The organism is Klebsiella sp. CSG-1, assembly GCF_056521145.1.
Genome location: NZ_JBWNLD010000004.1, coordinates 485192 through 509334 on the forward strand (window position 1 = coordinate 485192; position 24143 = coordinate 509334).

19 protein-coding genes and 1 other annotated feature are annotated in these 24143 nt (G+C 57.2%); of the genes, 8 read left to right on the forward strand and 11 right to left on the reverse strand.

Annotation, left to right across the window (positions count from 1 at the left end):
* Positions 1-7: 7 nt before the first annotated feature.
* The 6 genes from AC007G_RS13210 to betC form a co-directional block, all read right to left on the reverse strand.
* Entirely contained in the window at positions 8-2359 is a 2352-nt protein-coding gene (locus AC007G_RS13210) for a beta-glucosidase (protein ID WP_136895336.1), read from the reverse strand.
* A gap of 16 nt (positions 2360-2375) precedes the next feature.
* Positions 2376-3737, reverse strand: a complete 1362-nt coding sequence (locus tag AC007G_RS13215; protein WP_479466610.1) for an MFS transporter — start codon at positions 3735-3737, stop codon at positions 2376-2378.
* Between the two features lie 180 nt (positions 3738-3917).
* Positions 3918-4799, reverse strand: coding sequence for a 23S rRNA pseudouridine(2605) synthase RluB (gene rluB, locus AC007G_RS13220; RefSeq protein ID WP_004861010.1), 882 nt, complete (start codon positions 4797-4799; stop codon positions 3918-3920).
* A gap of 418 nt (positions 4800-5217) precedes the next feature.
* Positions 5218-6456, reverse strand: coding sequence for an anaerobic sulfatase maturase (locus AC007G_RS13225; protein WP_142631116.1), 1239 nt, complete (start codon positions 6454-6456; stop codon positions 5218-5220).
* Complete coding sequence (choX, locus tag AC007G_RS13230) at positions 6453-7400, reverse strand: choline ABC transporter substrate-binding protein (protein ID WP_228724100.1); 948 nt, start codon at positions 7398-7400, stop codon at positions 6453-6455. The genes AC007G_RS13225 and choX overlap by 4 nt, the downstream gene beginning before the upstream one ends.
* A gap of 2 nt (positions 7401-7402) precedes the next feature.
* A complete protein-coding gene (gene betC, locus AC007G_RS13235; RefSeq protein WP_032695876.1) occupies positions 7403-8938 on the reverse strand; it encodes a choline-sulfatase in 1536 nt (511 codons plus the stop codon).
* Between the two features lie 106 nt (positions 8939-9044).
* Here betC and AC007G_RS13240 point away from each other — a divergent pair, with 106 nt between their 5' ends.
* From AC007G_RS13240 to AC007G_RS13250, 3 genes are all read left to right on the forward strand, one after another.
* Entirely contained in the window at positions 9045-9977 is a 933-nt protein-coding gene (locus AC007G_RS13240) for a LysR substrate-binding domain-containing protein (RefSeq protein ID WP_142631117.1), read from the forward strand.
* Between the two features lie 206 nt (positions 9978-10183).
* Positions 10184-10927, forward strand: coding sequence for an ATP-binding cassette domain-containing protein (locus tag AC007G_RS13245; RefSeq protein WP_223306618.1), 744 nt, complete (start codon positions 10184-10186; stop codon positions 10925-10927).
* Positions 10924-11805, forward strand: a complete 882-nt coding sequence (locus tag AC007G_RS13250) for an ABC transporter permease (protein ID WP_047664741.1) — start codon at positions 10924-10926, stop codon at positions 11803-11805. Before AC007G_RS13245 ends, AC007G_RS13250 begins: the two co-directional genes overlap by 4 nt.
* Positions 11806-11891: 86 nt before the next feature.
* On the opposite strand, the gene AC007G_RS13255 is transcribed toward AC007G_RS13250, so the two are convergent.
* Positions 11892-12512 carry an L-threonylcarbamoyladenylate synthase gene (locus tag AC007G_RS13255; protein WP_032695873.1) on the reverse strand — a complete coding sequence of 207 codons (621 nt, stop codon included), beginning with the start codon at positions 12510-12512 and terminating at the stop codon, positions 11892-11894.
* Positions 12513-12527: 15 nt separating this feature from the next.
* A complete protein-coding gene (gene rnm / locus AC007G_RS13260) occupies positions 12528-13391 on the reverse strand; it encodes an RNase RNM (RefSeq protein WP_073554156.1) in 864 nt (287 codons plus the stop codon).
* A 159-nt stretch (positions 13392-13550) separates the two neighbouring features.
* Positions 13551-13646: a sequence feature (Trp leader region), on the forward strand.
* Between the two features lie 34 nt (positions 13647-13680).
* Here rnm and AC007G_RS13265 point away from each other — a divergent pair.
* From AC007G_RS13265 to trpA, 5 genes are read left to right on the forward strand one after another with little or no spacing between them, the layout of a single operon-like run.
* Positions 13681-15243, forward strand: a complete 1563-nt coding sequence (locus AC007G_RS13265) for an anthranilate synthase component 1 (protein WP_032688127.1) — start codon at positions 13681-13683, stop codon at positions 15241-15243.
* The gene (gene trpD, locus AC007G_RS13270; RefSeq protein ID WP_032688128.1) at positions 15243-16838 is read left to right on the forward strand and encodes a bifunctional anthranilate synthase glutamate amidotransferase component TrpG/anthranilate phosphoribosyltransferase TrpD; all 1596 of its coding nucleotides are present in this window, start codon (positions 15243-15245) and stop codon (positions 16836-16838) included. The genes AC007G_RS13265 and trpD overlap by 1 nt, the downstream gene beginning before the upstream one ends.
* A gap of 3 nt (positions 16839-16841) precedes the next feature.
* Positions 16842-18200: a bifunctional indole-3-glycerol-phosphate synthase TrpC/phosphoribosylanthranilate isomerase TrpF gene (gene trpCF / locus AC007G_RS13275; RefSeq protein ID WP_032688129.1), complete on the forward strand. Its 1359-nt coding sequence runs from the start codon at positions 16842-16844 to the stop codon at positions 18198-18200.
* 9 nt (positions 18201-18209) lie between these two features.
* Positions 18210-19403, forward strand: coding sequence for a tryptophan synthase subunit beta (gene trpB, locus AC007G_RS13280; RefSeq protein ID WP_142631119.1), 1194 nt, complete (start codon positions 18210-18212; stop codon positions 19401-19403).
* Entirely contained in the window at positions 19403-20206 is an 804-nt protein-coding gene (trpA, locus tag AC007G_RS13285) for a tryptophan synthase subunit alpha (protein ID WP_142631120.1), read from the forward strand. The genes trpB and trpA overlap by 1 nt, the downstream gene beginning before the upstream one ends.
* 43 nt (positions 20207-20249) lie before the next feature.
* On the opposite strand, the gene AC007G_RS13290 is transcribed toward trpA, so the two are convergent.
* The 3 genes from AC007G_RS13290 to AC007G_RS13300 all read right to left on the reverse strand — a co-directional run.
* Positions 20250-21575: an HlyD family type I secretion periplasmic adaptor subunit gene (locus tag AC007G_RS13290; RefSeq protein WP_479466611.1), complete on the reverse strand. Its 1326-nt coding sequence runs from the start codon at positions 21573-21575 to the stop codon at positions 20250-20252.
* Positions 21572-23677, reverse strand: coding sequence for a type I secretion system permease/ATPase (locus tag AC007G_RS13295; protein WP_142631122.1), 2106 nt, complete (start codon positions 23675-23677; stop codon positions 21572-21574). The genes AC007G_RS13290 and AC007G_RS13295 overlap by 4 nt, the downstream gene beginning before the upstream one ends.
* A gap of 12 nt (positions 23678-23689) precedes the next feature.
* A partial coding sequence (locus tag AC007G_RS13300) for a calcium-binding protein (protein ID WP_479466612.1) occupies positions 23690-24143 on the reverse strand: 454 nt, incomplete at its 5' end.

Consider the following 24143-nt stretch of genomic DNA (forward strand, 5'->3'; position numbering starts at 1 on the left):
GGGACGATTATTCCGTCCCTTTAAGCGCGGCATTCAGCTCATCGCGGTCAATATCAAGCGCTAAAAACTCCGTCAGCGCGATCAGCAGCCCGCAGAACAGGTCCGGTGCCAGTTGGATCAGTCGTTCGCGGATTTGCGCCGGCGGCCGCTGACTCTTACGGGCAATCAGCGCCACCACCCGCGCGAACGCCTCCGGCTGCTGGATTAACTGCTGCAACGAATTATCATCACGTAGCGGGACATAGCGCGGCGGACAATCTACCTCGACTTCCGCACTCAGCGCCTGATCGCGAGAGGAGCTACCCAGCCGAATCTGCCAGCGCCCCGGCGTCACCACCCAATCCGCCAGCCCTGGATGATAGCAGGCAAGCTCAGCGACCGGCAGCTGCAGCGTGACGCGGCGAGTTTCTCCGGCTGCGAGCGACACCTTACAGAACCCTTTCAGCGCCTGCTCTTCACGAATCAACTCCCCGACCGGCGCGCTGACGTACAGCTGCACGATCTCTTTGCCTTCGCACTCGCCGCAGTTGGTCAGATCGAAAGAGACGGTGAGGGTCTCATCAGCCCCGACGCGCGACGCCGAAAGCCGGATATCGCGATAGGCAAATCGGGTGTAGCTCAGGCCGAAGCCAAACGGAAACCGCGGCGTCATGCGGCGTTTATCATAATAGCGATAGCCGACAAACAGTCCTTCGCCATAATGATGACGCAGGTTTTCCCCGGGATAATGCAGCCAGGCGGGCGTCTCTTCAAGGCTGTCAGGTACTGTGACCGTGAGTTTGCCGCAGGGATTACGTTTACCGAACAAAATCTCGGCCACCGCCCGGCCCATCCCCTGCCCGGCGAAGAAGGTTTCCAACAGCGCTTTGCACTCAGAGATCCACGGCATCACCACCGCATCGCTGTTCGCCAGCACCACCACGATATTGGGCTGAACCGTTGCCACTTCCCGAATCAGCTGCTCATGTACCGCCAGAATGTTCAGATCCTGACGATCGCCGTTTTCACCGTCTTCGCCGACGGCGGTACTGACAAAGATAATCGCCACGTCCGCCGCCTGAGCTACCGCTCGCGCTTCTGCCAGCGCCTGCGGGTCGCTACGCAGGTCGTCCGGGGCGCCAATGGCCCAGGAGATGCTAAAATCATCCCCGGCGAGGTCAAAAATTTCATCGAGCGGGCGATCCAGCAGCCAGGGCACCGTGGTCGCGCAGCCCGATCCCTGAATCACCGGTTCCTGCGCCGGTTTGCCGAGAACGGCAATCCGGCGGGTGCATTCCGCCCGCAGCGGCAGCAGGTTATCGTCATTCTTCAGCAGGACGATAGATTCTGCCGCCAGCTGCTGCGCCAGCGCATGATGCGCCGGGAAATCGGCCTGCGTCTGCGGGCGACGATGGCGCTGAACCTTATCCAACAGCGTCAACATCCGCAGACAGGCGCGATCGACAACCGCCATCGGCACTTCACCGGCGTGAATGGCCGCCAGCAGCGTCTGCTTGTCGCGGCGGGTTTCCGGCATCGCCAGATCGTTCCCCGCCAGCAGAGATGCCGGCCGGTCTTTAATGCCATACCAGTCGGACATCACCAGCCCATCGTAGCCCCACTCATCGCGTAATACCTGGGTGAGTAAAAAAGGATCCTGCGATGTCTGCACGCCATTAAGCCGGTTATAGGAGGACATCACCGTCCACGGGCGGGATTTGGCGATGGCCCGCTGAAAACCGGCCAGATAGATTTCGCGTAGCGCCCGTTCGTCGATGATCGAATCCATTTCGGTACGCCGGTATTCAGAATTATTCGCCGCAAAGTGTTTCAGACTGGCGCCAACCCCTTCCTGCTGCAGACCGTTGATTAACGCTGCGGCGATATCCCCGCTGACTACCGGGTCCTCGGCATAGTATTCGTAGCCTCGTCCGGCCAGCGGCGTACGGCGAATATTGATCCCCGGTCCCAGCAAAATCCCTACGCCCATTTGCTGACATTCGCGTCCCAGCGCCTGCCCCATCTGATACACCAGGTCTACGTCCCAGCAGCAGGCCAGGCTGGATCCGTTGGGGAAACAGGTCGCCGGCAACGAAGGACTGAACAGCGCTTCGCTACCGCCCTTTGCCGCAGGCTCTTCCCCGTTGACCCGGTCAGCGGTCTGCGTGATCACCGAGATAAAGTCGTCCATACTCCATTTTTCGTCGCCGTCGATCTGCGCGCTGCTGTAGCGCACGCCGTAGGTGCCGTCGGTCATCACGATATCATCGATGCCATGCTGTGGCAGGGATGCCGTCCGCCACAGCCCGCTCCCGGTCAACAGCGCAACTTTCTCTTCTGCGGTCATCGCCGCGATAAGGGTATTCAATTCGGTATTCATCTCTGGCTCCCTGAGGTTAAAGCGCATTCTGTTTACGCAGGCTAATTTTGTGAACAATCTCGCGATACGTTTTTTCATCCAGCGAGTAACATCCGACAAATATCGCGCTGATGGCAAACATTGCCCCGGGGAATAACGTCATCAAAATATTAATCCCGTTAATTGCGCTGGCACTAATATTGCCGGCATCATATTGATAGTAGTCCAGCATCCAGCCCGCGCAGCCGCCGCCGATTGCCATCGCAATTTTGGTAATAAAGTTAAAGAAACCATAAATTGCGCCTTCGGTACGTACACCATGATGCCACTCGGCATATTCCACGGTATCCGCAATCATTGACCACATGGCTACAAAACCCATCCCCAGCGTAATACTGTAGAGACACACCCCGGTCATAATCAGCCACAGGTTATGCCCGGCAACAAAATACTGCATCAGCACCCCAAAAATGCCGATTAGCAGCGCCACCAACGCCATTTTCTTTTTACCCATCAGCGCTATCGCTTTTTCTGAAATAACGGTGCCGACAATATAGGCGCCAGACTGAATCAGGAAAAAGGTGGCGGTATAGCCTTCACTGCCGATAATGTACTTAATAAAATAGATCGCAATCGCCATCCACACGGTATAGGCAATATAGAAGAATACCGTAAACAGCGATAAATTAAGCAGCGGCGCATTCCCCATCACCGCCCGCAGCATTTCCCGCAGCGATGGCGCAGGAGTCTCTTCCTCTTCACCCACCCGTTCACGGGTCATGCCGAAACAGGCGAGGAACAAAAAGGTTGCCAGCAGCGCAAAGCAAGAGACCGCGAAGACATACCCTGATTGCTTATCGGTGAAGGGCGAGATCAGCATATCAGCGGTGGTTGAAACAATGAGATAACCGACAATCGCCAGCACAAACCGATATACCGACAGCGATGAACGAGATGCTTCATGTTGCGTCAGACGATTGGTTAGCGCCGAATAGGGGGTGTTGACCGAGGTATATGCCAGGCAATACAGCGTATAAGAGATCAGCGCAAAATAAAATTTCGCTTCACCACCGAAGGGGACAAAGCACAACACCGTTAAAAAACCTAACGGTATCGCCCCATATAATAACCAGGGACGCAGTTTGCCATATCGGCTGTGCGTTTTATCAATCGCAAAACCGATCAAAATATTAAAGATGGCATCAATGACCCGGGCTATAACAAATATCAGACTGGCCTGCACCGCGCTGATGCCGTAAATATTGGTATAAAAAAACAGTAAGAACAGAGAGACAAAGCCGAAAGATAAATTGGAAGCAAAGTCACCAAAGCCGTAACCTATTTTCTCTTTCACGCCGATAACCACATAGCTTGCCGATAACTTTCCTGCTGTATCCATTTTTTGGCTACCTGTTTTTGTAATCAGTGTCGACAGTATATGGTGATAGCAGAAACCGTACTTTGCGTTATTTGTCCGGGCGTTTCCTGTTTTTTGTCTTTATGCAGAAGTGTGAAAGGAATCACATGCAAGGAGGGTAGCGCAGAGAAATCCGGCGGGTGCCCGCCGGATTTAATCAGATTAGCCGTTGCTACGGCTGCCGCCCGAACGGCGGTTGTTGCTGTTCCCCACCTGGGAATGGCGTTTCACCGCGCGACGAATTTGATTCGCCTTCATGCGGCGGCGATCTTTCTCTACCGCGACTTTCGAGGTGGTTTCCGCAGGCAGTTCAACCAGCTCACGCAGGTAGTTGGTTTGCGCCAGATCCAGCTCGGTATAACCGCCGCGTGGCAGGCCTTTCGGCAACGGAATATCGCCGTAGCGAACGCGAATCAGGCGGCTGACCTGCACGCCAACCGCTTCCCACAGGCGGCGCACTTCACGGTTGCGCCCTTCGGTCAGCGTGACGTTGTACCACTGGTTAATCCCTTCGCCACCGGCAAACTTAATCGTTTTAAACGCCGCCGGGCCGTCTTCCAGCTGCACGCCGCGAGACAGCTGACGCAGTTTGTCGTCATCAACCTGACCGAACACACGCACGGCATACTCACGTTCCACTTCGCGGCTCGGGTGCATCAGACGGTTTGCCAGTTCGCCATCGGTCGTGAACAGCAGCAGACCGCAGGTGTTGACGTCCAGACGCCCCACCGCAATCCAGCGCGCGCCGCGCAGTTTCGGCAAACGGTCAAACACCGTCGGGCGGCCTTCCGGATCGTTACGCGTACAGAGTTCGCCTTCCGGTTTGTAATAGGCCAGGACGCGGCAAATCTGCTCAGCGGACTCTTTCACCGAAATCAGATGACCATCGATACGAATTTTTAAACCAGGAACCACTTCTACACGATCGCCGAGGGTGGCGACTTTACCATCGACGCTGACGCGGCCAGCTTCGATTTTAGATTCAATTTCACGGCGGGAGCCGTGGCCAGCGCGGGCCAGCACTTTCTGTAATTTCTCGCTCATTGAGCTTCCTTAAGGTGTCGCCTTCCCAGGCGTCTGGTATACTTTATAAAACAACAGGTTAATAAATTCCATCACCTGTTGTTGGGTCAATACTTTTGTCCCGAAGGGGCACCACAGCCGACGCCTGATAACCGTCACGACTGAGACACGCCTGCAAACGTGGTCGCACATATTACACTAACTTCGAAATGAATGCTTCTTCAGGTTATATTCGCCCCGACTGCGGGTATTAGCGGTCACAGATGGGCTGCATTTATTATGCACCACACGCGGCCATTTATCCCTGTCCCACATCGAAATCCTGCGCAATGCAGAAATAAAATGGCGCAAATTCGTCGCCCGTCAATTCTGTCCGCCGGACCACTCGACCAACAGCATGGCAATCTCCCCTCTGAGACTGCGGCGTCCGGTCACCGCCTCAACGCTCCCGCTGCCGGTAATAATGCTGCGCGAGCGTTTGCCTGATCCTTTCCGGCGCGTCTCCCTGACGCATCAATGTCAACAGCGTCTGCATGATCGGTAAAACGTGGCGCAGATGCAGCATGTAGCCGTCGCAGAAATAATTCTTATTGGGTTGTCCATCGTCGGAAAGTGAGAAACGGTGTTTCGGACAGCCGCCGTTGCAAAGCGGACGGAACGAACAGCTAAGGCATTCGCGGCCGAGGTGGGTCCGCTTACGTTGGGCAAAGGCGATATTCTGCGCCGAGTTAACCAGCGCGGAGAGACTATTGTGGTTGATGTTGCCCAGCTTATGCTCGGGATAAACGAAATGGTCGCAGGAATAGATATCGCCATTGGACTCCACAATCAGATTGTCGCCACAGGTTTCGTTCATCACGCAGGAGCCGGATCTGCCAGCCATTTTTGCCAACGTCTGCTCGAAGTTCATCACGAAAACGCTTCCCATATCGTCTTGTACCCAGCTATCGAAGATAGCGTTGAGGAAGCGCCCGTACGCGTTGGCCGCGACCGACCATTCTGTCACCCGGCACTGCGCGGAAAAATCAGGGGAAATCAGCGTCAAACCGTTGGCATCGGGCTGTGCGGCTCGCCGTTCCACCAGCGGAATAAACTGCATATAGCGACTGCCGATCTGCTTAAGAAAGCGGTAGATTGCCAACGGCCGTTTGACGTTTTCCGCATTCACCACCGTCAAAGTATTGAACTCCACATGGTGCCGCTTCAGCGCCTCCAGGCCGCGGATAACGGCGTCAAAGGTGCTTTTCCCGGCGCGCGTCCGGCGATACGCATCGTTGCTGAGACGATCGCCGTCGAGAGAGAGACCAACGAGAAAACCGTGCTGTTTCAGGAACCGGGCCCAGTCATCATCAAGGTTAATTCCGTTGGTCTGAAAAACATTGCTGATGCGCTTCCCGCCGCGGTAGCGCTCCTGTAATCGCAGCGCCTCGCGGAAAAAGTCAATCCCGAGCAGGGTCGGCTCGCCGCCCTGCCAGTGAAAATCAACCGTTGGCGCAGGTTGGCTGGCGATATTTTTCCGCACGTAGTTTTCAAGCGTCGCGCCGTCCATTTTCCAGTGGGCCTGCCGCTGCGGATAGAGCCGCTGCTTTTCCAGATAGTAGCAGTAGGTGCAGTCGATATTGCACACCGCTCCTGACGGTTTTGCCATCAGCTGGAAGCGATTGATATGATGACTCATAGCCCGAGATAACTGATAACCGCGGGTTTCGCCGGTTCGCCGCTGCGCGTCGTCACCCCATCCAGCCAGCTATCCAGCAGCTGCGGACGGCGTTTTAACTCTTCGCGCGCCGCCTCCTGCGCCGTTTGCTGCTGGTCCAGCATACGGGCGATCACCGCGTTTTCCAGCCCGACGTCAAAGGTCAGTTGACTATAAAAGCGATTCAGATTCGGACATTCAGCAGCAAAATTCTTGCGCGTCACCGTATTCACCGTAGCGCTGCCATAGTGGGCGCCAAAGTACTTGTCGCCGCCGCTCAGGTAGACCAGCCTGAAGCGTGTATTCATAGCGTGCGGCTCCCAGCCCAGGAACGCGATCCACTGTTGACGTTCCACCGCGCGCGCCACCTGCGCCAGCATGCCGCTTTCGCTGGACTCCACCAACGTCCAGTTTTGCAGGGCGAAATCATGCGCGTCGATCATCTTCTTCAGACTGAGGTTAGCCGGCGCCCCGGGGGCAATGCCGTAAATTTTATGGCCGAACTTATCAGCAAATTTTTGCAGGTCGGCGAAGTCTTTTACCCCTGCGGCGGCGACGTAATCCGGTACGGCGAGCGTGAAGCGCGCGGCCGGGAGATTGCTGCCGAGCACCTTAATCGCGCCATCGGCGGTGAACTTACCGATCACCGGCGCCTGCGCGGGCATCCAGTTGCCGAGGAATACGTCAACCTGGCCGGTTTTCAGCCCCTGAAACGCCAGCGCCACCGACAGGTTTTGTACTTTTTGCCGATAGCCCAGCGCATTCAGTATCGTCCCGGAAAGGGCATTGGTCGCCGCAATATCGGTCCAGCCCGGATCGGACTGTGTGACGGTGGCGCAACGCGCGTCATCGGCGGCGAAGCCACTCAGCGGCAACCAGCCGGCGGCCGCCAACAGCATCAGTCGGGTCATGCGTTTCATTTTCATTATCATTCCTGGTGTTTCGCGGGAGAAGGATAGCGAGCGAACGCCTCTTGTTCATCCAGCGTTTGATGGTTACGGATATAGCGTGTCGATGCGCGCTGAAACGGCTGATAGTCCCAGTCTGGAATGGCATCCCGTCCGGCGACCTGGGTTAAAAACAGGCGTTTTTGCTGACTGGCGAGCACCTGGTGATAGAGGGCATCAAGATCCCAGCGCGCCGCGATTTCATCGACGAACGCCTGCGCGACCGCTTGATAATTGTTATTCGTCGCCAGATTCACCCGCTCGTGGGGATCGTCGCGTAAATTGAACAGCTGCGGCGTCTCACTGACTGAATGAATATATTTCCACTCCCCCCGGCGAAACATCAGCATCGGCCCAAGCGCGCCTTCGGCCAGGTATTCGCTCACCGCCCCGTCCGGCCCGGGTAGCCCCTGTAAATGCGGCACCAGACTGTTGCCATCCAGCGGAGCGATAGCCTGCGCTTTGCGATCTTCGCCGCTGGCAAGCTCGACAAGCGTAGGCAACAGATCCACCAGCGAGACGCTTTCGCTGACCCGACGGGGCGCGAAGCGCGTGGGGTTATGCACGATAAACGGCACGCGTACGGCGTTCTCGAAGAAGTTCATCTTGTACCACAGGTCACGTTCGCCGAGCATTTCGCCATGGTCGGCAATCACCATAACCACGGTATTTTCGGCCAGCCCCGTTTCTTCGAGGGTGCGCACCATTTCACCAAAGCAATCATCAACGTAGGCCAGAGCGCCGTAGTAGGCATGACGGGCGCGCCGAATATGCTCATCGTGGATTAAGCCCGGTTCCAGCTGATACATGGCGCGCATCCGCGCCGAATGCGCATCGTCTGCAATATCGTTGCCGCGCGTAACCGGCATATCGATGTCATCTGGCGAAAAACGATCGAGGTAGCGTTTGGGGATCGCGAAAGGATCGTGGGGATGCGTGAGCGACAGGAGCAGCATAAACGGCTGTTCATCGGGGCGACGGGCGGCGTCATACAAGCGCTGGCGGGCGAGGAATAAGGCCTCATCATCAAAATCAAGCTGGTTGGTACGCACGCACTCGCCTGCTTCCAGCACCGAACTCATGTTGTGATACCAGTCGAGTCGGCGTTCAGGATGTTTCCAGTCCGGCGTCCAGCCAAAATCGGCGGGGTAAATGTCCGTCGTCAGCCGTTCGTCAAAACCGTGCAGCTGATCGGGGCCGCAAAAGTGCATTTTCCCCGACAGCCAGGTGCGGTAGCCCTGTTCGCGCAGATAATGGCAAAAGGTTGGCGAGTCGGCATGGAACTCGGCGGCGTTGTCATACACCTGATTACGGGAAATATACTGCCCGGTCATCAACGATGCACGCGATGGCGCGCACAGCGGACTGTTGCAATAGGCGGAATCAAATACCACCCCTTCGCGAGCTAATTTATCTATATTTGGCGTCAGACTAACGTTATTGCCATACGCTCTTAAGGCGCTGGCCGTTAACTGATCGGCCATCAGAATAACGATATTCGGTTTATTTATAAGCATGACCTTTCCGCACAGTAAAATAATTAATAAAACGTGTTAGCCTTATCTCATGTATCAACAGGCCCTGTGAAGGGGCTATTTTTTTATCATGACATAAGGTGAATTTATGGCAGGAAAATTACAGCTTCCGCCTTTACAGGCGCTAGTGGTATTTGAAGCGGCGGCGCGTTTAGGTAATTTTACCGCCGCCGGAAATGAACTCGGACTATCGCAGCCGGCGGTCAGTCAGCGTATTCAGATGCTGGAGAATCTGATTAATTCACCGCTATTTGAACGCCGTCATCGCGGCGTCCAGCTCACCGAATCCGGCAATAGTCTGTATCTGATCGTCCGCAGTAGCCTGCTGGAAATCAGCGAGCAGTTTGAACGCACGCGTCTGCAGCGCAATGTCCTGCGTATCGATACCGATATGGGGTTTGCCAGCTACTGGCTCTTACCCCGCATGGAGAGGCTGCAAGCGTTAATTCCGGGGGTGGAGGTACAGATAACCACTTCGCCCAACGACTATAACTTTCGCGATAGTAACGCGGATCTGGCGATCTATTTTGGCCACGGAAACTGGCCCGGAACGCAGAGCCAGCGGCTGTTCCCTGAGATTGTCATTCCTGTTTGCAATCAAAAGATTAAGCAAGAAATGGCGTCGGTCTCCACCCCCGAATCTCTGCTGGATTATCCCCTGCTGAAGCTGCCGGAATCCCGGCCCCAGCGCTGGATGACGTGGGACGACTGGTTCCGCCAGCATCAGGTATCCGGGCAAAATCATGCCGCCTCCCGGACGTTCAACGCCTATTCCCTGGTGATCCAGGCGGCGCTGGAAGGCCAGGGGATCGCCCTCGGCTGGCAGCCGCTGATCGCGCCGTTTCTTGCCAGTAAACAGCTGGTGCAATGCGGGCCGATGCACCGTACCGAACGGGGCTATTATCTGATTTCCGCCAATGCTAAACCGGTCTCGGCGCAGCAGGAAAAAGTCAAAGCATGGTTATTGGATGAAGCCTGGAGTTTTCACGCTTCCGGTCATCTAATACCAGAAAATAAATAAGCTAAGACAGAAAACGCATATTGATTTGACGAAATAGATTAGCGCGCTCGACGGTTTTATATGTTAGTTTTTTAACGCCACCCTAAAATAAACACGATGCCATGTTACAACCTATATTTGAGTTACAATCCGTTAATAAAAATTATTATTCCAGCGATAATACACGTTTTTTCTTAACAGCGCCAAAAAGCGCGGCGATTAATGCCTTGAGCGATATCAATTTAGAAATATATCGCGGAGAGATTTTTGTCATTGTCGGTCTTTCCGGCTCCGGTAAGTCGACATTGCTGCGCACGCTTAACCACCTGCTCCCGGCCAGTTCCGGCTCGGTGATTTTCCAGGGTAAAACGCTTTCCGCGCTGCGGGAATCCGAGCTGATCGCCCTGCGCCGCCGCCATATCGCCATGGTTTTCCAGTCGTTCGCGCTGTTTGATGAACGCAGCGTACTGGATAACGTCGCGTTCGGCCTTGAAGTAGCCGGCGAATCCCGGGATCTGCGCTACCGAAAAGCGAACGAGATGCTGGCAAAAGTCGGGCTTGCCGACGTTGCCGAACAGTACCCGCCTCAGCTCTCCGGTGGCATGCAACAGCGGGTCGGGCTTGCGCGCGCGCTGGTCATGGACCCCACCGTGCTGTTAATGGATGAAGCATTTTCCGCGCTCGATCCGATTATTCGCCGTGAAATGCAGACGCTGCTGCTGTCGCTACAGGCACATTCCCGGCGCACCATCGTCTTTGTCACCCACGATATGGAAGAGGCGCTGCGCCTCGGAACGCGGATTGCGATTATGGAAAAAGGCAGGCTGGTGCAGGTTGGCACCGCGGAAGAGCTGATAAACGCGCCGGCGACCGCGTATGTGCAACACTTTTTCTCCGGGGTCGACGTTTCGCGCTGGCAGCTGGCCGAAAGCTATGCCGATATCTGGACAACGCGTCAGGAGCCATCATGAGCTACCCCCTCGATTTTAGTCGTCAGATTGACGATGCAGTACAACGCCTGCTGGCACACGCCGGCGGTGGCTTTGACGGTTTTGCCGGGGCTATCGACCGCTTTGCCGGGGGCCTTGAGAGCGTGATAAATGCGCTTTCGCCGTGGGGGCTGGTGATCATCGCGGTCTGGCTGGGCGCATGGCGGATTGGCAAAGGTTTTGCGCTGTTTGCCCTGCTTGCTTCGCTGTATATCATTTACAGCGGCTACAGCGAGCACGCTGCGGTGACGCTGGCGCTGACCCTGTCATCAACGTTTTTCAGCCTGCTGATCGGCATTCCACTCGGGATCTGCAGCGCGCGACGCGCGGCTACCGGCAGGATCATTCGCACGGTGCTTGATTTTATGCAGACCATGCCCGCCTTTGTGTACCTGATACCCGCGACGATTTTGTTCGGGCTTGGCCGCCCGCCGGGGATCTTCGCGACGATTCTGTTTTCTATGCCGCCGGTGGTGCGTCTGACCGATTTAGGTATTCGCCAGGTCAACGCTTCGCGCATCGAAGCGGGCATCGCCTTTGGCTGCACGCCGTGGCAGTTGCTGTGGAAAGTGCAGTTGCCCGCTGCGCAGCCCTCGATTATGGCCGGCATAAACCAATCGATCATGATGGCTATGTCGATGGTGATTATCGCGTCGATGGTCGGGGCCGGCGGGCTGGGTAACGATATTTTGAGCAGTATCCAACAGCTGGAAATTGGCACTGGCCTACAGAGTGGTTTCGTGGTGGTGCTGATTGCCATCCTGCTGGATCGGCTGTCGGCAAGCTTTGCAAGACGCGACGGCCCCCCTGGCGCCAGAAAGACGATGCTTCACGGGCTGTTTCGACTCAGAGCGAAATAGCGCGGCAGTCCTGCATCAGGAATGGGGCAAGCCCATCGCGACCCCGGCTGCCGGGGTCGCGATGCTGCCGGGGAATACGTAGTCCGTTACTGGAACGGTTTAACGTCGCCGACGCCTTCACGCAGCACGACCGGCGCGTCTTCGGTCAGGTCGATGACGGTGGTAGGCTGCTGGCCAAGATAGCCGCCGTGGATAATCAAATCCACCAGCTTCTCCAGCCGGTCTTTGATCTCTTCCGGGTCGGATTCGGTGAATTCGCTACCGGGCAGCATCAACGAGGTCGACAGCATCGGTTCGCCGAGCGTCTCCAGCAGCGCCTGGGCTATCGGGTTCGACGGCACGCGCATCCCGATGGTCTTACGCTTCTCCTGCAGCAGGCGACGCGGTACCTCTTTGGTCCCCTTGAGGATAAAGGTGTAGTTACCCGGGGTGTTATTTTTTATCAGGCGAAACGCCACGTTATCGACAAACGCGTAGGTCGACAGCTCAGACAGGTCGCGGCACATCAGCGTAAAGTTGTGGCCATCAGGCAACTGACGAATGCGGCAAATACGCTCCATCGCGCCTTTATCTTCAATCTTACAGCCCAGCGCGTAACCGGAATCGGTGGGATAAACGATCACCCCACCCTTACGCACAATCTCCACCGCCTGGTTAATCAACCGTGCCTGCGGGTTGTCCGGATGGATATAAAAAAACTGGCTCATACTTCCCTCTCAATTTTATTCTGCGGCCGTTTCCCAGCTGTGCCAGATCCCTTCTACGCCAGCGGGTAGCCAAAGTTTGCGGCCCAGTTCGATCCACGGACAAGGCTGATGAAAATCAGATCCTTGTGAACCCAGAAGACCAAACTGCACGGCGTACGCGGCAAGCTGCGTACGTTCATGGGGCGCCTGCTGGCATTGCGCCAGTTCCATCGCATCGCCACCCTGCTCGCTGAAGTGGGCCAACAGCCGTTTTAGCCACTTGGCGGAGAGGTCGTAACGCCCGGGATGGGCGATAACCGCTTTGCCGCCAGAATGATGAATGACATCAATCGCTTGTTTTATTGTACACCACTGCGGCGGAACGTATCCGGTTTTCCCGCGGGCGAGATATTTTTTAAAAACATCGGCAATATTGCTGGCATAACCGGCTTCCACCAGGAAGCGCGCGAAGTGTCCGCGGGTTACCGCGCCGCCGTCAGCAAGCTTCATGGCCCCCTCCCAGGCGCCTGGAATCCGCGCTTTCTCCAGCCGCTCGGCGATCATCTGTGCGCGCAGCTGGCGACGCGCCTTCTGCTCTTCCAGAAGCGCGCTCAGTGCCGGGTGCACAATATCAATATTCAAACCGACAATATGAATCTCGTGGTTTTCCCACAATGTTGAAATTTCCACCCCGGTTACCAGCGTGAGCGGTAAACCGGCGCGGGCGATTTCGGCACGCGCGGCGGGAATCGCCGCCACGGTATCGTGGTCGGTAATCGCCAGGGTCCCGACGCGCATCTGGTGAGCGCGATGAACCAGTTCTTGCGGAGTCAGCCGCCCGTCAGAGGCGGTGGTGTGGCTGTGCAGATCGTAAATCACTGCGTAATGGGTGTCGCTCAAAGAGACTCCTGCTGGACATGGACTTAAATTAGCGCATTATCATAACGACTCGCGGAGAAAATCTGCAAACAGGGGTTGACTTTATTCCTCTGGACTAGTTAACTAGTACGCAAGTTCACATGAAGGGGTATCACGATGAAAACGCAATTTATCACTCTGCACGGCTGGTGGCGCACCTCCTGATATCGGGCGGCGTGATCGCGTTTTGCACTCAGCATACAGATACCCGGCCCGCCAATGAGCGGGCTTTTTATTGGACAAATTATTATACCGAAAGGCGAGAACAATAATGCAAACATCAAAACCGGCACTCGAGCTTCTCACCAGCGACGCCATCTATCGCGAAAACCCCACGGCGCTGTTTCACCAGCTGTGCGGCGCTCGCCCGGCCACGCTGCTGCTGGAATCGGCGGATATCGACAGCAAAGACGATTTAAAAAGCCTGCTGCTGGTAGACAGCGCGCTGCGCATCACCGCGCTAGGTGACACTGTCACTCTGCAGGCGCTTTCTGCTAACGGCGCGGCCCTGCTGGATTTACTGGATAATACTCTGCCTTCGGGCATCGACAATCAGCGCCAGCCCAATAGCCGGATCCTGACCTTCCCGCCTGTCAGCGCGCTGCTGGATGAAGATGCCCGCCTGTGCTCTTTATCCGTCTTTGACGCCTTCCGTCTGCTGCAGGAACTGGTCACCGTTCCGCCGGACGAGCGCGAAGCGATGTTCTTTGGCGGCCTGTTTGCCTATGACCTGGTAGCCGGTTTTGAAAATCTGCCGCCGCTGGAAAGCGACACCGCCTGCCCGGACTACTGTTTCTACCTGGCCGAAACCCTGCTGGTTATCGACCACCAGACCAAAAATACCCGTATCCAGTCGAGCCTGTTCACCCCGCTGGAGAGTGAAAAACAGCGTCTGACCCAGCGTATCGCCCAGCTTCGCCAGCAGCTTAACGAGCCGCCTGCGCCGCTGCCGGTGACTAAAGTTGAATCGATGACCTGCGACTGCGATCAGAGTGATGAAGAGTACGGCGCGGTGGTACGCAAAATGCAGCGCGCCATTCGCGCCGGTGAAATCTTCCAGGTGGTGCCGTCCCGCCGCTTCTCTCTGCCCTGCCCGTCGGCGCTGGCGGCCTACGACGTCCTGAAAAAGAGCAACCCAAGCCCGTACATGTTCTTTATGCAGGATAACGACTTCTCTTTATTTGGCGCATCGCCAGAGAGCTCGCTGAAATATGACGCCCTAAGCCGCCAGATTGAGATCTACCCGATTGCCGGTACCCGCCCACGCGGCCGCCGCGCCGACGGATCGCTGGATCGCGACCTCGACAGCCGTATCGAACTGGAAATGCGCACTGACCATAAAGAGCTTTCCGAGCATCTGATGCTGGTTGACCTGGCGCGTAACGACCTCGCGCGAATCTGTACGCCGGGCAGCCGCTACGTCGCCGACCTGACCAAAGTTGACCGCTACTCCTTTGTGATGCACCTGGTGTCCCGCGTGGTTGGCGAACTGCGTAGCGACCTCGACGTCCTGCATGCCTACCGCGCCTGTATGAACATGGGCACCCTGAGCGGCGCGCCGAAGGTTCGCGCCATGCAGCTTATCGCCGCCGCCGAAGGCAAACGCCGCGGCAGCTACGGCGGCGCGGTGGGCTACTTTACCGCCCACGGCGACCTCGATACCTGCATCGTGATTCGTTCTGCCTATGTGCAGGACGGCATCGCCACCGTCCAGGCTGGCGCCGGTATCGTTCTGGATTCAGTGCCTCAGTCCGAAGCGGATGAAACCCGCAATAAAGCTCGCGCGGTGCTGCGCGCAATCGCTCAGGCCCACCACGCTAAGGAGACTTTCTGATGGCCGACATCCTGCTGCTCGATAATATCGACTCTTTTACCTACAACCTCGCAGACCAGCTGCGCGCGAACGGCCATAACGTGGTGATTTACCGTAACTCGGTGCCGGCGCAGACCTTAATTGAGCGCATTGGTACCATGGATAATCCGGTGCTGATGCTCTCTCCGGGCCCGGGGACCCCCAGCGAAGCGGGCTGCATGCCGGAGCTGCTGACCCGGATGCGCGGCAAACTGCCGATCATCGGTATCTGCCTCGGTCATCAGGCCATTGTTGAAGCTTACGGCGGCTACGTCGGCCAGGCTGGCGAAATCCTGCACGGCAAAGCCTCCAGCATCGAACATGACGGCCAGGCGATGTTTGCCGGGCTGACCAATCCGCTGCCGGTAGCGCGTTATCACTCGCTGGTGGGCAGCAATATTCCGGCCGGGCTGACCATTAACGCCAACTTTAACGGGATGGTCATGGCGGTGCGTCATGATGCCGACCGCGTCTGCGGCTTCCAGTTCCATCCTGAGTCGATTCTCACCACCCAGGGCGCACGTCTGCTGGAGCAGACCCTGGCATGGGCGCTGCAGAAACTCGAGCAGACCAACGTGATTCAGCCGATCCTCGAGAAGCTGTATCAGGCCGAAACCCTGAGCCAGCAGGAAAGTCACCTGCTGTTCTCTGCGGTGGTGCGGGGAGAAGTGAAACCCGAGCAGCTGGCTGCCGCGCTGGTGAGCATGAAGGTGCGCGGTGAACAGCCGCAAGAGATTGCCGGCGCCGCCACCGCCCTGCTGGAAAACGCCGCGCCGTTCCCGCGTCCGGACTACCTGTTCGCCGATATCGTCGGTACCGGCGGCGACGGCAGCAACAGCATTAATATTTCCACCGCCAGCGCCTTTGTGGCGGCGGCCTGCGGCCTGAAAGTCGCCAAACATGGCAACCGCAGCGTATCGAGCAAGTCGGGCTCTTCCGATCTGCTGGCCGCGTTCGGTATCAACCTGGATATGAATGCCGACAAGTCCCGCACCGCGCTGGATGAACTGGGCGTCTGCTTCCTGTTTGCGCCGAAGTATCACACCGGTTTCCGCCATGCGATGCCGGTTCGCCAGCAGCTGAAAACCCGCACGCTGTTCAACGTGCTCGGGCCGCTGATTAACCCGGCGCATCCGCCGCTGGCGCTGATTGGCGTCTACAGCCCGGAACTGGTGCTGCCGATTGCCGAAACCCTGCGCGTGTTGGGCTACCAGCGGGCTGCGGTAGTCCACAGCGGCGGTATGGATGAAGTGTCGCTGCATGCGCCGACGGTAGTCGCTGAGTTGAATAACGGGGAAATCAAAAGCTATCAGCTGACGGCCAATGACTTTGGTCTCACGCCTTACCATCAGGAACAGCTGGCTGGCGGCACGCCGGAAGAAAACCGTGACATTCTTACGCGCTTGCTACAAGGTAAAGGTGAAGCCGCTCACGAAGCCGCCGTCGCCGCCAACGTCGCTATGCTGATGCGCCTGTACGGGCACGAAGACCTGAAGGCCAACGCTCAGCAGGTGATCGACGTGCTGCGCAGCGGAGCGGCCTATGACAGAGTGACCGCATTAGCGGCAAGAGGGTAAATAATGCAGACCGTTTTAGCAAAAATCGTTGCCGACAAAGCGATTTGGGTAGAAGACCGCAAACAACAGCAACCGTTAGCCAGTTTTCAGAATGACGTCGTCCCGACTCAGCGTAATTTTTACGATGCGCTCGCCGGTACACGCACCGCGTTTATTCTGGAATGCAAAAAAGCGTCTCCGTCGAAAGGACTGATTCGCCAGGATTTTGACCCGGCGACCATCGCCGGCGTCTATAAAAATTATGCCTCGGCCATCTCCGTCCTGTGCGACGAGAAATATTTCCAGGGCAGCTTCGACTTTCTGCCGATCGTCAGCGCCATCGCGCCGCAGCCGATTCTGTGCAAGGATTTCACCATCGATCCTTACCAGATCTACCTGGCGCGCTACTACCAGGCCGACGCCTGCCTGCTGATGCTGTCGGTGCTTGACGACGACCAGTATCGCCAGCTTGCCGCCGTGGCCCATAGCCTGAACATGGGCGTGCTGACCGAGGTCAGCAATGAAGAGGAGCTGGAGCGCGCCATTGCGCTGAAGGCCAAAGTGGTCGGGATTAACAACCGCGACCTGCGCGATATGTCGATTGATCTGAACCGCACCCGCCAGTTGGCGCCGCGCCTGGATCATGATGTGACGGTTATCAGCGAATCCGGTATTCATACTTACGCCGAAGTGCGCGAACTCAGCCATTTTGCCAACGGTTTCCTGATCGGTTCCGCCTTGATGGAACAGGCGGATCTCGATGCCGCCGTGAAGCGCGTGCTGCTCGGCGAGAATAAAGTCTGCGGCCTGACCCGGCCTCAGGATGCACAGATCGCCTGTGAATCCGGCGCAATTTATGGCGGGCTGATTTTTGTTCCCTCCTCGCCGCGTGCCGTGAACGATGCCCAGGCGAAAGAGATTATTCAGTCCGCTCCGCTGCGCTACGTTGGCGTCTTCCGTGACGCGCCCATCGAGGCGGTCGCCGCCCGGGCAGAACAGCTTCCGCTGGCGGCGATTCAACTGCACGGTAGCGAAGATCAGACCTATATTGACGCGCTGCGTGCGGCCCTTCCGGAGTCGGTGCAAATCTGGAAAGCCCTCAGCGTCAGCGACACGCTACCCTCACGTCACTTCACCCATGTCGATAAGTATGTTTTCGATAATGGCCAGGGCGGTAGCGGCCAGCGTTTCGACTGGACGCTGCTGCAGGGCCAGGACCTGCGTAATGTCATTCTGGCAGGCGGCCTGGGTGCCGATAACTGTGTAGAAGCTGCGAAAAGCGGCTGTGCCGGACTCGATTTCAATTCAGGCGTAGAGTCGCAGCCGGGTATTAAAGATCCCAGCAAACTGGCTTCGGTGTTTCAAACACTGCGCGCATATTAAGGAGCAATAATGAGCACTTTACTTAATCCCTATTTTGGCGAATTTGGCGGTATGTATGTCCCGCAGATTCTGATGCCTGCCCTGCGCCAGCTGGAAGAAGCGTTCGTCAGCGCGCAGAAAGATCCGGCGTTTCAGGCGGAATTTACCGATCTGCTGAAAAACTACGCCGGTCGTCCCACGGCGCTGACTAAATGTCGTAACCTGACCGAAGGGACCTGCACCACGCTGTATCTGAAGCGCGAAGATCTGCTGCACGGCGGCGCGCACAAAACCAACCAGGTGCTGGGTCAGGCGCTGCTGGCTAAACGAATGGGTAAAACCGAAATTATCGCCGAAACCGGCGCCGGCCAGCACGGCGTAGCATCCGCACTCGCCAGCGCTCTGCTCGGTCTGAAGTGCCGCATCTATATGGGCGCAAAAGACGTCGAACGCCAGTCGCCAAACGTGTTCCGCATGCGTTTAATGGGTGCCGAAGTGATTCCGGTGCACAGCGGTTCCGCCACGCTGAAAGATGCCTGTAACGAAGCGCTGCGCGACTGGTCTGGTAGCTACGAGACCGCGCACTATATGCTCGGTACCGCGGCGGGCCCGCATCCGTTCCCGACCATCGTGCGTGAATTCCAGCGCATGATTGGCGAAGAGACCAAAGCGCAAATTCTCGAAAAAGAAGGTCGTCTGCCGGATGCGGTTATCGCCTGCGTCGGCGGCGGATCCAACGCTATCGGGATGTTTGCTGACTTTATCGATGAAACCAACGTCGGTCTGATCGGCGTCGAACCTGCGGGTCACGGGATTGAAACCGGTGAACACGGCGCGCCGCTGAAGCATGGTCGCGTTGGCATCTACTTCGGTATGAAGTCACCGATGATGCAAACCGCAGACGGCCAGATTGAAGAGTCCTACTCCATTTCCGCCGGTCTGGATTTCCCATCCGTTGGCCCGCAGCACGCTTTCCTCAACAGCACCGGCCGCGCGGATTACGTGTCGATTACCGATAACGAGGCCCTGGAGGCCTTTAAAGCGCTCTCCCGCCATGAAGGGATTATTCCGGCTCTGGAGTCCTCTCACGCTCTGGCGCATGCGCTGAAAATGATGCGCGAAAACCCGGAAAAAGAGCAGCTGCTGGTGGTTAATCTGTCCGGTCGCGGCGACAAAGACATCTTCACCGTACACGATATTCTGAAAGCGCGAGGGGAAATCTGATGGAACGTTATGAGACGCTGTTTGCACAACTGAAAACCCGCCGGGAAGGCGCGTTCGTTCCCTTCGTCACCCTCGGCGATCCGAACCCTGAGCTGTCGCTAAAGATCATCGATACGCTGATTGAAGCCGGCGCCGACGCCCTGGAGCTGGGGATTCCGTTCTCCGATCCGCTGGCGGATGGCCCGACGATTCAGGGCGCAACCCTGCGCACCTTTGCCGCTGGCGTTAACCCGGCGCAATGCTTTGAAATGCTGGCGGCGATTCGCCACAAGCACCCGACTATCCCGATTGGCCTGCTGATGTATGCCAACCTGGTATTCAGCCCTGGTATTGACGAGTTCTATGCCGAGTGCGCACGCGTCGGCGTCGATTCGGTGCTGGTCGCCGATGTCCCGATTGAAGAGTCCGCCCCGTTCCGTCAGGCGGCGCTGCGCCATAATATCGCGCCGATCTTCATCTGCCCGCCGAACGCCGATGATGACCTGCTGCGCCAGATTGCCTCCTGGGGCCGCGGCTATACCTACCTGCTGTCACGCGCTGGCGTTACCGGAGCGGAAAACCGCGCCGCGCTGCCGCTGCACCACCTGGTGGAAAAACTGGCCGAATATAACGCCGCGCCGCCGCTGCAGGGCTTTGGCATCTCCGCGCCGGAGCAGGTGACCGCTGCACTTGAAGCCGGTGCGGCCGGGGCGATTTCCGGTTCGGCGATCGTGAAAATTATCGAGCGCAACGTTAACGATCCGCAGACCATGCTGGCCGAGCTCAAAGCATTCGTGCAGAGCCTGAAGGCGGCGACGCGCTAATCGAACGCGGCATACGGTAACGGCTTTAAGCGAAAAGCCGTTACTAGCGCTGTTTACCCACTCCATCCAGCGCTTCCATCACGGGACTCAGCAGGTAACTCAGGATTGTTCTGCGTCCCGTTTTTATTTCACCGGTAACCTGCATCCCCGGTTCAAGAAGTTTTTCCTCTCCCTCCACCATCAACGTTCGCTGTTTCAGGGAAATCACCGCCCGATAAACCAACCCCAGCTCCCGATCTTCAACGGCATCGGCCGAGACCTGCCGAAGTTCACCCGTCACCCACCCATAGCGGGTGAAGTCAAAGGTACTGATTTTCACCGCCGCCTTTTGCCCGGGCCTTAGAAAACCGACGTCCTGGTTCCTGACCATGACTTCCGCTACCCGTTCACCGCTATCGGGAACGATCTTCAGCAGCTCCTGCGCCGGCTCCACGGCGCCGTCGGCATCCCTGAAGACCAAAGACTCCACCGTTCCGCTAACCGGCGCGCGCAACAGGTATTGTGCGCTCAGGGACTGGAGCTGATTGAGCTTGGTTTCCAGCACCCGGTTTTCATCGCTGCGCTCCGCGCTCTCTTTGGCAAGGGCATGGGTTTTATCGGCCGTTCTGGCCTGCGCTTCTTCATCTATCTGATGGAGGCTGTCACGCACCTCCTGTGCGCGGGTTTCTGCGGCCACCACCCGATGGCGGGACTCGGTATATTTTTTCCCGCTCTCCAGCAGGCTGTCCCGACTGGTGAGCTTCTTCTGATACAGCGCTTCCAGCGCCTGATATTGTTCTCTGAAAAGCGGCAGCAAATTTTCAGCCAGCGCTTTTTCCACCTGTCCCTCGGCCAGCTGCGCCAGCAGAACCGCTCTTCGGCTGTCAAACACCGCTTTTTCACGGCGATCCGCCTCGATTTCCGCCGTTAGCCGTAACGCCGCCTGTTCAGCCAGCGCAACATCCTCTTGTAGATAGGCGGGAGGAAGCTGAGCGGTAACGCTCCCCTGATGATAATAACGGTTAAGCAATGTCAGACGCGCAATATGATACCGGTTAATACGCTGGCGCAGCCGGTTCTCTTTGATTTGCGCCTGCAAATGACCGTCGTTAAATTTGATCAGCGGCTGGCCCTGGGCCACGTGCATCCCCTCCCGCACCATCACCGCCGCGACTTCAGCGGTGACCGCGGCATTCACCGGGCGCGACAGTTCGCTCACCACGATTTTCCCCTGCGTCACGGCAACAATATCAACCTTACCCCAGGCTGCCCATAAGAGCGCCGCGGACATCGTCAACATCACGCACCAGATGATGCCCCTGCCCGCAGGCGAAGGCGGCGTATCCTGAACCTCCAGCACCGCGGGGAGAAATTCCCGGTAACGCTTCATCCGGTCATCCCCTGCTGTAGCGCATATAAACGCGCGTACAGACCATTCCCGGCAAGCAGCGCAGCATGCGTTCCCTGCTCGCCGATCGCGCCGCTTTCCATCACGATAATACGGTCGGCCAGCCGAACGGTGGATAAGCGGTGGGCGATAATAAATACCGTCCTCCCCCGACAGATTTCCGCCATATTGTGGTGAATAATCCGTTCAGATTCGTAGTCCAGCGCGCTGGTGGCTTCATCGAGAATCAATACTTTCGGGTCAGTTATCAGCGCACGGGCAAGGCCGATACGTTGTTTCTGCCCGCCGGAAAGTTGCCCGCCGTGTTCGCCAACCGGTGTGTCATAGCCCATCGGGAGTTCACTGATAAACTCATGGGCGCCGGCCAGCGCGGCAGCGGCCATCACCTGCTCCTGCGAGGCATCGGGTACGGCAAGGGCGATATTTTCCCGCAGGGTGCCGGAGAAAAGCTGAGTTTCCTGTAACACGACGCCAACCTGACGGCGCAACCATTGCGGATCGGTATGAGCGATATCCGTGCCATCGATAAATATCTGACCTACCGAGGGTAAATACAGCCTTTGCATCAGTCTCGCCAGCGTACTCTTACCCGAGCCCGAGCGCCCTACGATGCCAATAACCTCGCCTGGTCGCACGGATAGCGTCACGCTGTTCAGCACCTGAGCGCCGCCGGGATGGTAGGCAAAGCTGATCCCGGCGAACCTTACCGCCCCCTGCATTTGGGCGAGAGCGATGCCGCTCGCAGGCTGTTGCTCGGTCGGCATATTCAGAATATCCCCCAGCCGTTTGATGGAAACCGAGACCTGCTGTATGTCCTGCCATAGCTGTACGAAGCGCAGCACCGGCGCGGTAACCTGGCCGGCAAACATGTTAAAGGCAATCAGCGCGCCGACCGTCATGTCGCCCTGAATAACCTGCTGCGCGCCGTACCACAGGATCGCCACGCTGGTTGCCCGGCTAATAAAGCGGGAAATCTGCCCGGCTATATTCCCCAAATTCTGCGTTCTGAAGCTGCTACTGACAAAAGCGGCGATTCGGGTATCCCAGCGACGGACCATATGATGCTCAACCGCCATCGCTTTCAGCGGCTCGATCGCCGTGATGCTCTCCACCAGAAAAGCCTGATTCTGCGCTCCCTGACGAAACTGTTCGTTGAGACGACGGCGCAGAGATGGCGTGATAACCGCCGATAAAATGGCGTAAAAAACCAGCGAAATGATGACGATAAGAGTCAATGGGATACTGTAGAACGCCATGACGACGAAAAAAATCACCATAAAGAGCAGATCGGTACAAAGCGTCAGAGCGCTGCCGGTGAGAAATTCCCGTACCGTTTTGAGTTCGTGAACCCGTGCTACGGTAACGCCTGCCTGCCGTTCCTTAAACCACGCCAGCGGCAGCGCCAGAAGATGACGAAAGAGCAATGAGCTCAAGGTGACATCAATTCTTTGCGCGGTATGTGCCAGCTGGTAAGTTCGGAGTCCATCCAGCACGACTTCAGCAACGGTAATACAGAGCATTCCCAGCGCCAGGACGTCCAGCGTCGTCAGACTCTGATGGGCCAAAACCTTGTCGACCACAACCTGGAAAAAAAGGGGGGTGATTAATGCCAGCAATTGAATAAAAAATGAAGCCAGCAAGACTTCACCAACCAGCCTGCGATACTGCATAAATGCCTGCCAGAACCAGCGCAGATTGAACTCGTTGGCCAGCTTTTCCACAGAGAAGCGTTGGCTAAATAAAAAACCGCCGACCCTGGCCCCCTCCACAGGCGAGTACACGGAGGATTGCGGCCGATCGATCTCCTGAACCAGCCATTGCCCGTCCTTAACCGCCAACAACACGCTATATCCCCGATCGGGTAAATGAACCAGCGCCGGCAGAGGTAAGCGAGAGGTGACGTGCAGGCGGGGATAGTAGCGACAACGAAAGCCACAATGGCGGGCCGCACGCACCAGTTGCAGGGTGATGTGATGTTCCGCATCGACAAAGAATTGCTCACGCAGGGCGCGGATATTCACCGCCGTACCGTGGTAGCGGGCAATCAGCCGCAGCCCCTGCCATAGATTATCATCCGATGACATAACGCAGCTCCACTAATAGCCAACGGCTGTTCGCCAGTTTTCCGCCGTCGTTTGCGCGGTAGCCAGCGGTATAGCCACCCCGGCATCGTCCGCATCATCAACGTCGCCCGAGGCCAGAAACTGGCAGATCTCCTGCTTCAACAGCGCGATGTCTGCCGTGCTTTCCGCGGTGTCCATGACCGGTAAAGGAATATTGTGTTCGATATAATTCAGCACATCCTCCGGCAGCCATAGCGTGTCGTCGGCGAAGACAATCTGCTCCACCTGATAGCTGTCCAGACTGAAGTAACCCCGGATAATCACGCTGTCCGCCCGGTCGCGGAAGTTGAGCACCAGACTGTCATAGCCCTGTACCCGCTGCCGGGAGAGCACCGCCTGCTCCGCCAGCAGCCCCTCCCCGAGCCGCAGCGTGTCCGTCCCGCTGCTCTCGATAATCGTGTCCTGCCCGTCTCCGGCGTTAAAGAAG

Coding starts and splice junctions, on each gene's coding strand:
- AC007G_RS13210 (WP_136895336.1), bottom strand. CDS start 2,359: ATGAATACCGAATTGAATACCCTTATCGCGGCGATGACCGCAGAAGAG.
- AC007G_RS13215 (WP_479466610.1), bottom strand. CDS start 3,737: ATGGATACAGCAGGAAAGTTATCGGCAAGCTATGTGGTTATCGGCGTG.
- rluB (WP_004861010.1), bottom strand. CDS start 4,799: ATGAGCGAGAAATTACAGAAAGTGCTGGCCCGCGCTGGCCACGGCTCC.
- AC007G_RS13225 (WP_142631116.1), bottom strand. CDS start 6,456: ATGAGTCATCATATCAATCGCTTCCAGCTGATGGCAAAACCGTCAGGA.
- choX (WP_228724100.1), bottom strand. CDS start 7,400: ATGAAAATGAAACGCATGACCCGACTGATGCTGTTGGCGGCCGCCGGC.
- betC (WP_032695876.1), bottom strand. CDS start 8,938: ATGCTTATAAATAAACCGAATATCGTTATTCTGATGGCCGATCAGTTA.
- AC007G_RS13240 (WP_142631117.1), top strand. CDS start 9,045: ATGGCAGGAAAATTACAGCTTCCGCCTTTACAGGCGCTAGTGGTATTT.
- AC007G_RS13250 (WP_047664741.1), top strand. CDS start 10,924: ATGAGCTACCCCCTCGATTTTAGTCGTCAGATTGACGATGCAGTACAA.
- AC007G_RS13255 (WP_032695873.1), bottom strand. CDS start 12,512: ATGAGCCAGTTTTTTTATATCCATCCGGACAACCCGCAGGCACGGTTG.
- AC007G_RS13265 (WP_032688127.1), top strand. CDS start 13,681: ATGCAAACATCAAAACCGGCACTCGAGCTTCTCACCAGCGACGCCATC.
- trpD (WP_032688128.1), top strand. CDS start 15,243: ATGGCCGACATCCTGCTGCTCGATAATATCGACTCTTTTACCTACAAC.
- trpCF (WP_032688129.1), top strand. CDS start 16,842: ATGCAGACCGTTTTAGCAAAAATCGTTGCCGACAAAGCGATTTGGGTA.
- trpB (WP_142631119.1), top strand. CDS start 18,210: ATGAGCACTTTACTTAATCCCTATTTTGGCGAATTTGGCGGTATGTAT.
- trpA (WP_142631120.1), top strand. CDS start 19,403: ATGGAACGTTATGAGACGCTGTTTGCACAACTGAAAACCCGCCGGGAA.
- AC007G_RS13290 (WP_479466611.1), bottom strand. CDS start 21,575: ATGAAGCGTTACCGGGAATTTCTCCCCGCGGTGCTGGAGGTTCAGGAT.
- AC007G_RS13295 (WP_142631122.1), bottom strand. CDS start 23,677: ATGTCATCGGATGATAATCTATGGCAGGGGCTGCGGCTGATTGCCCGC.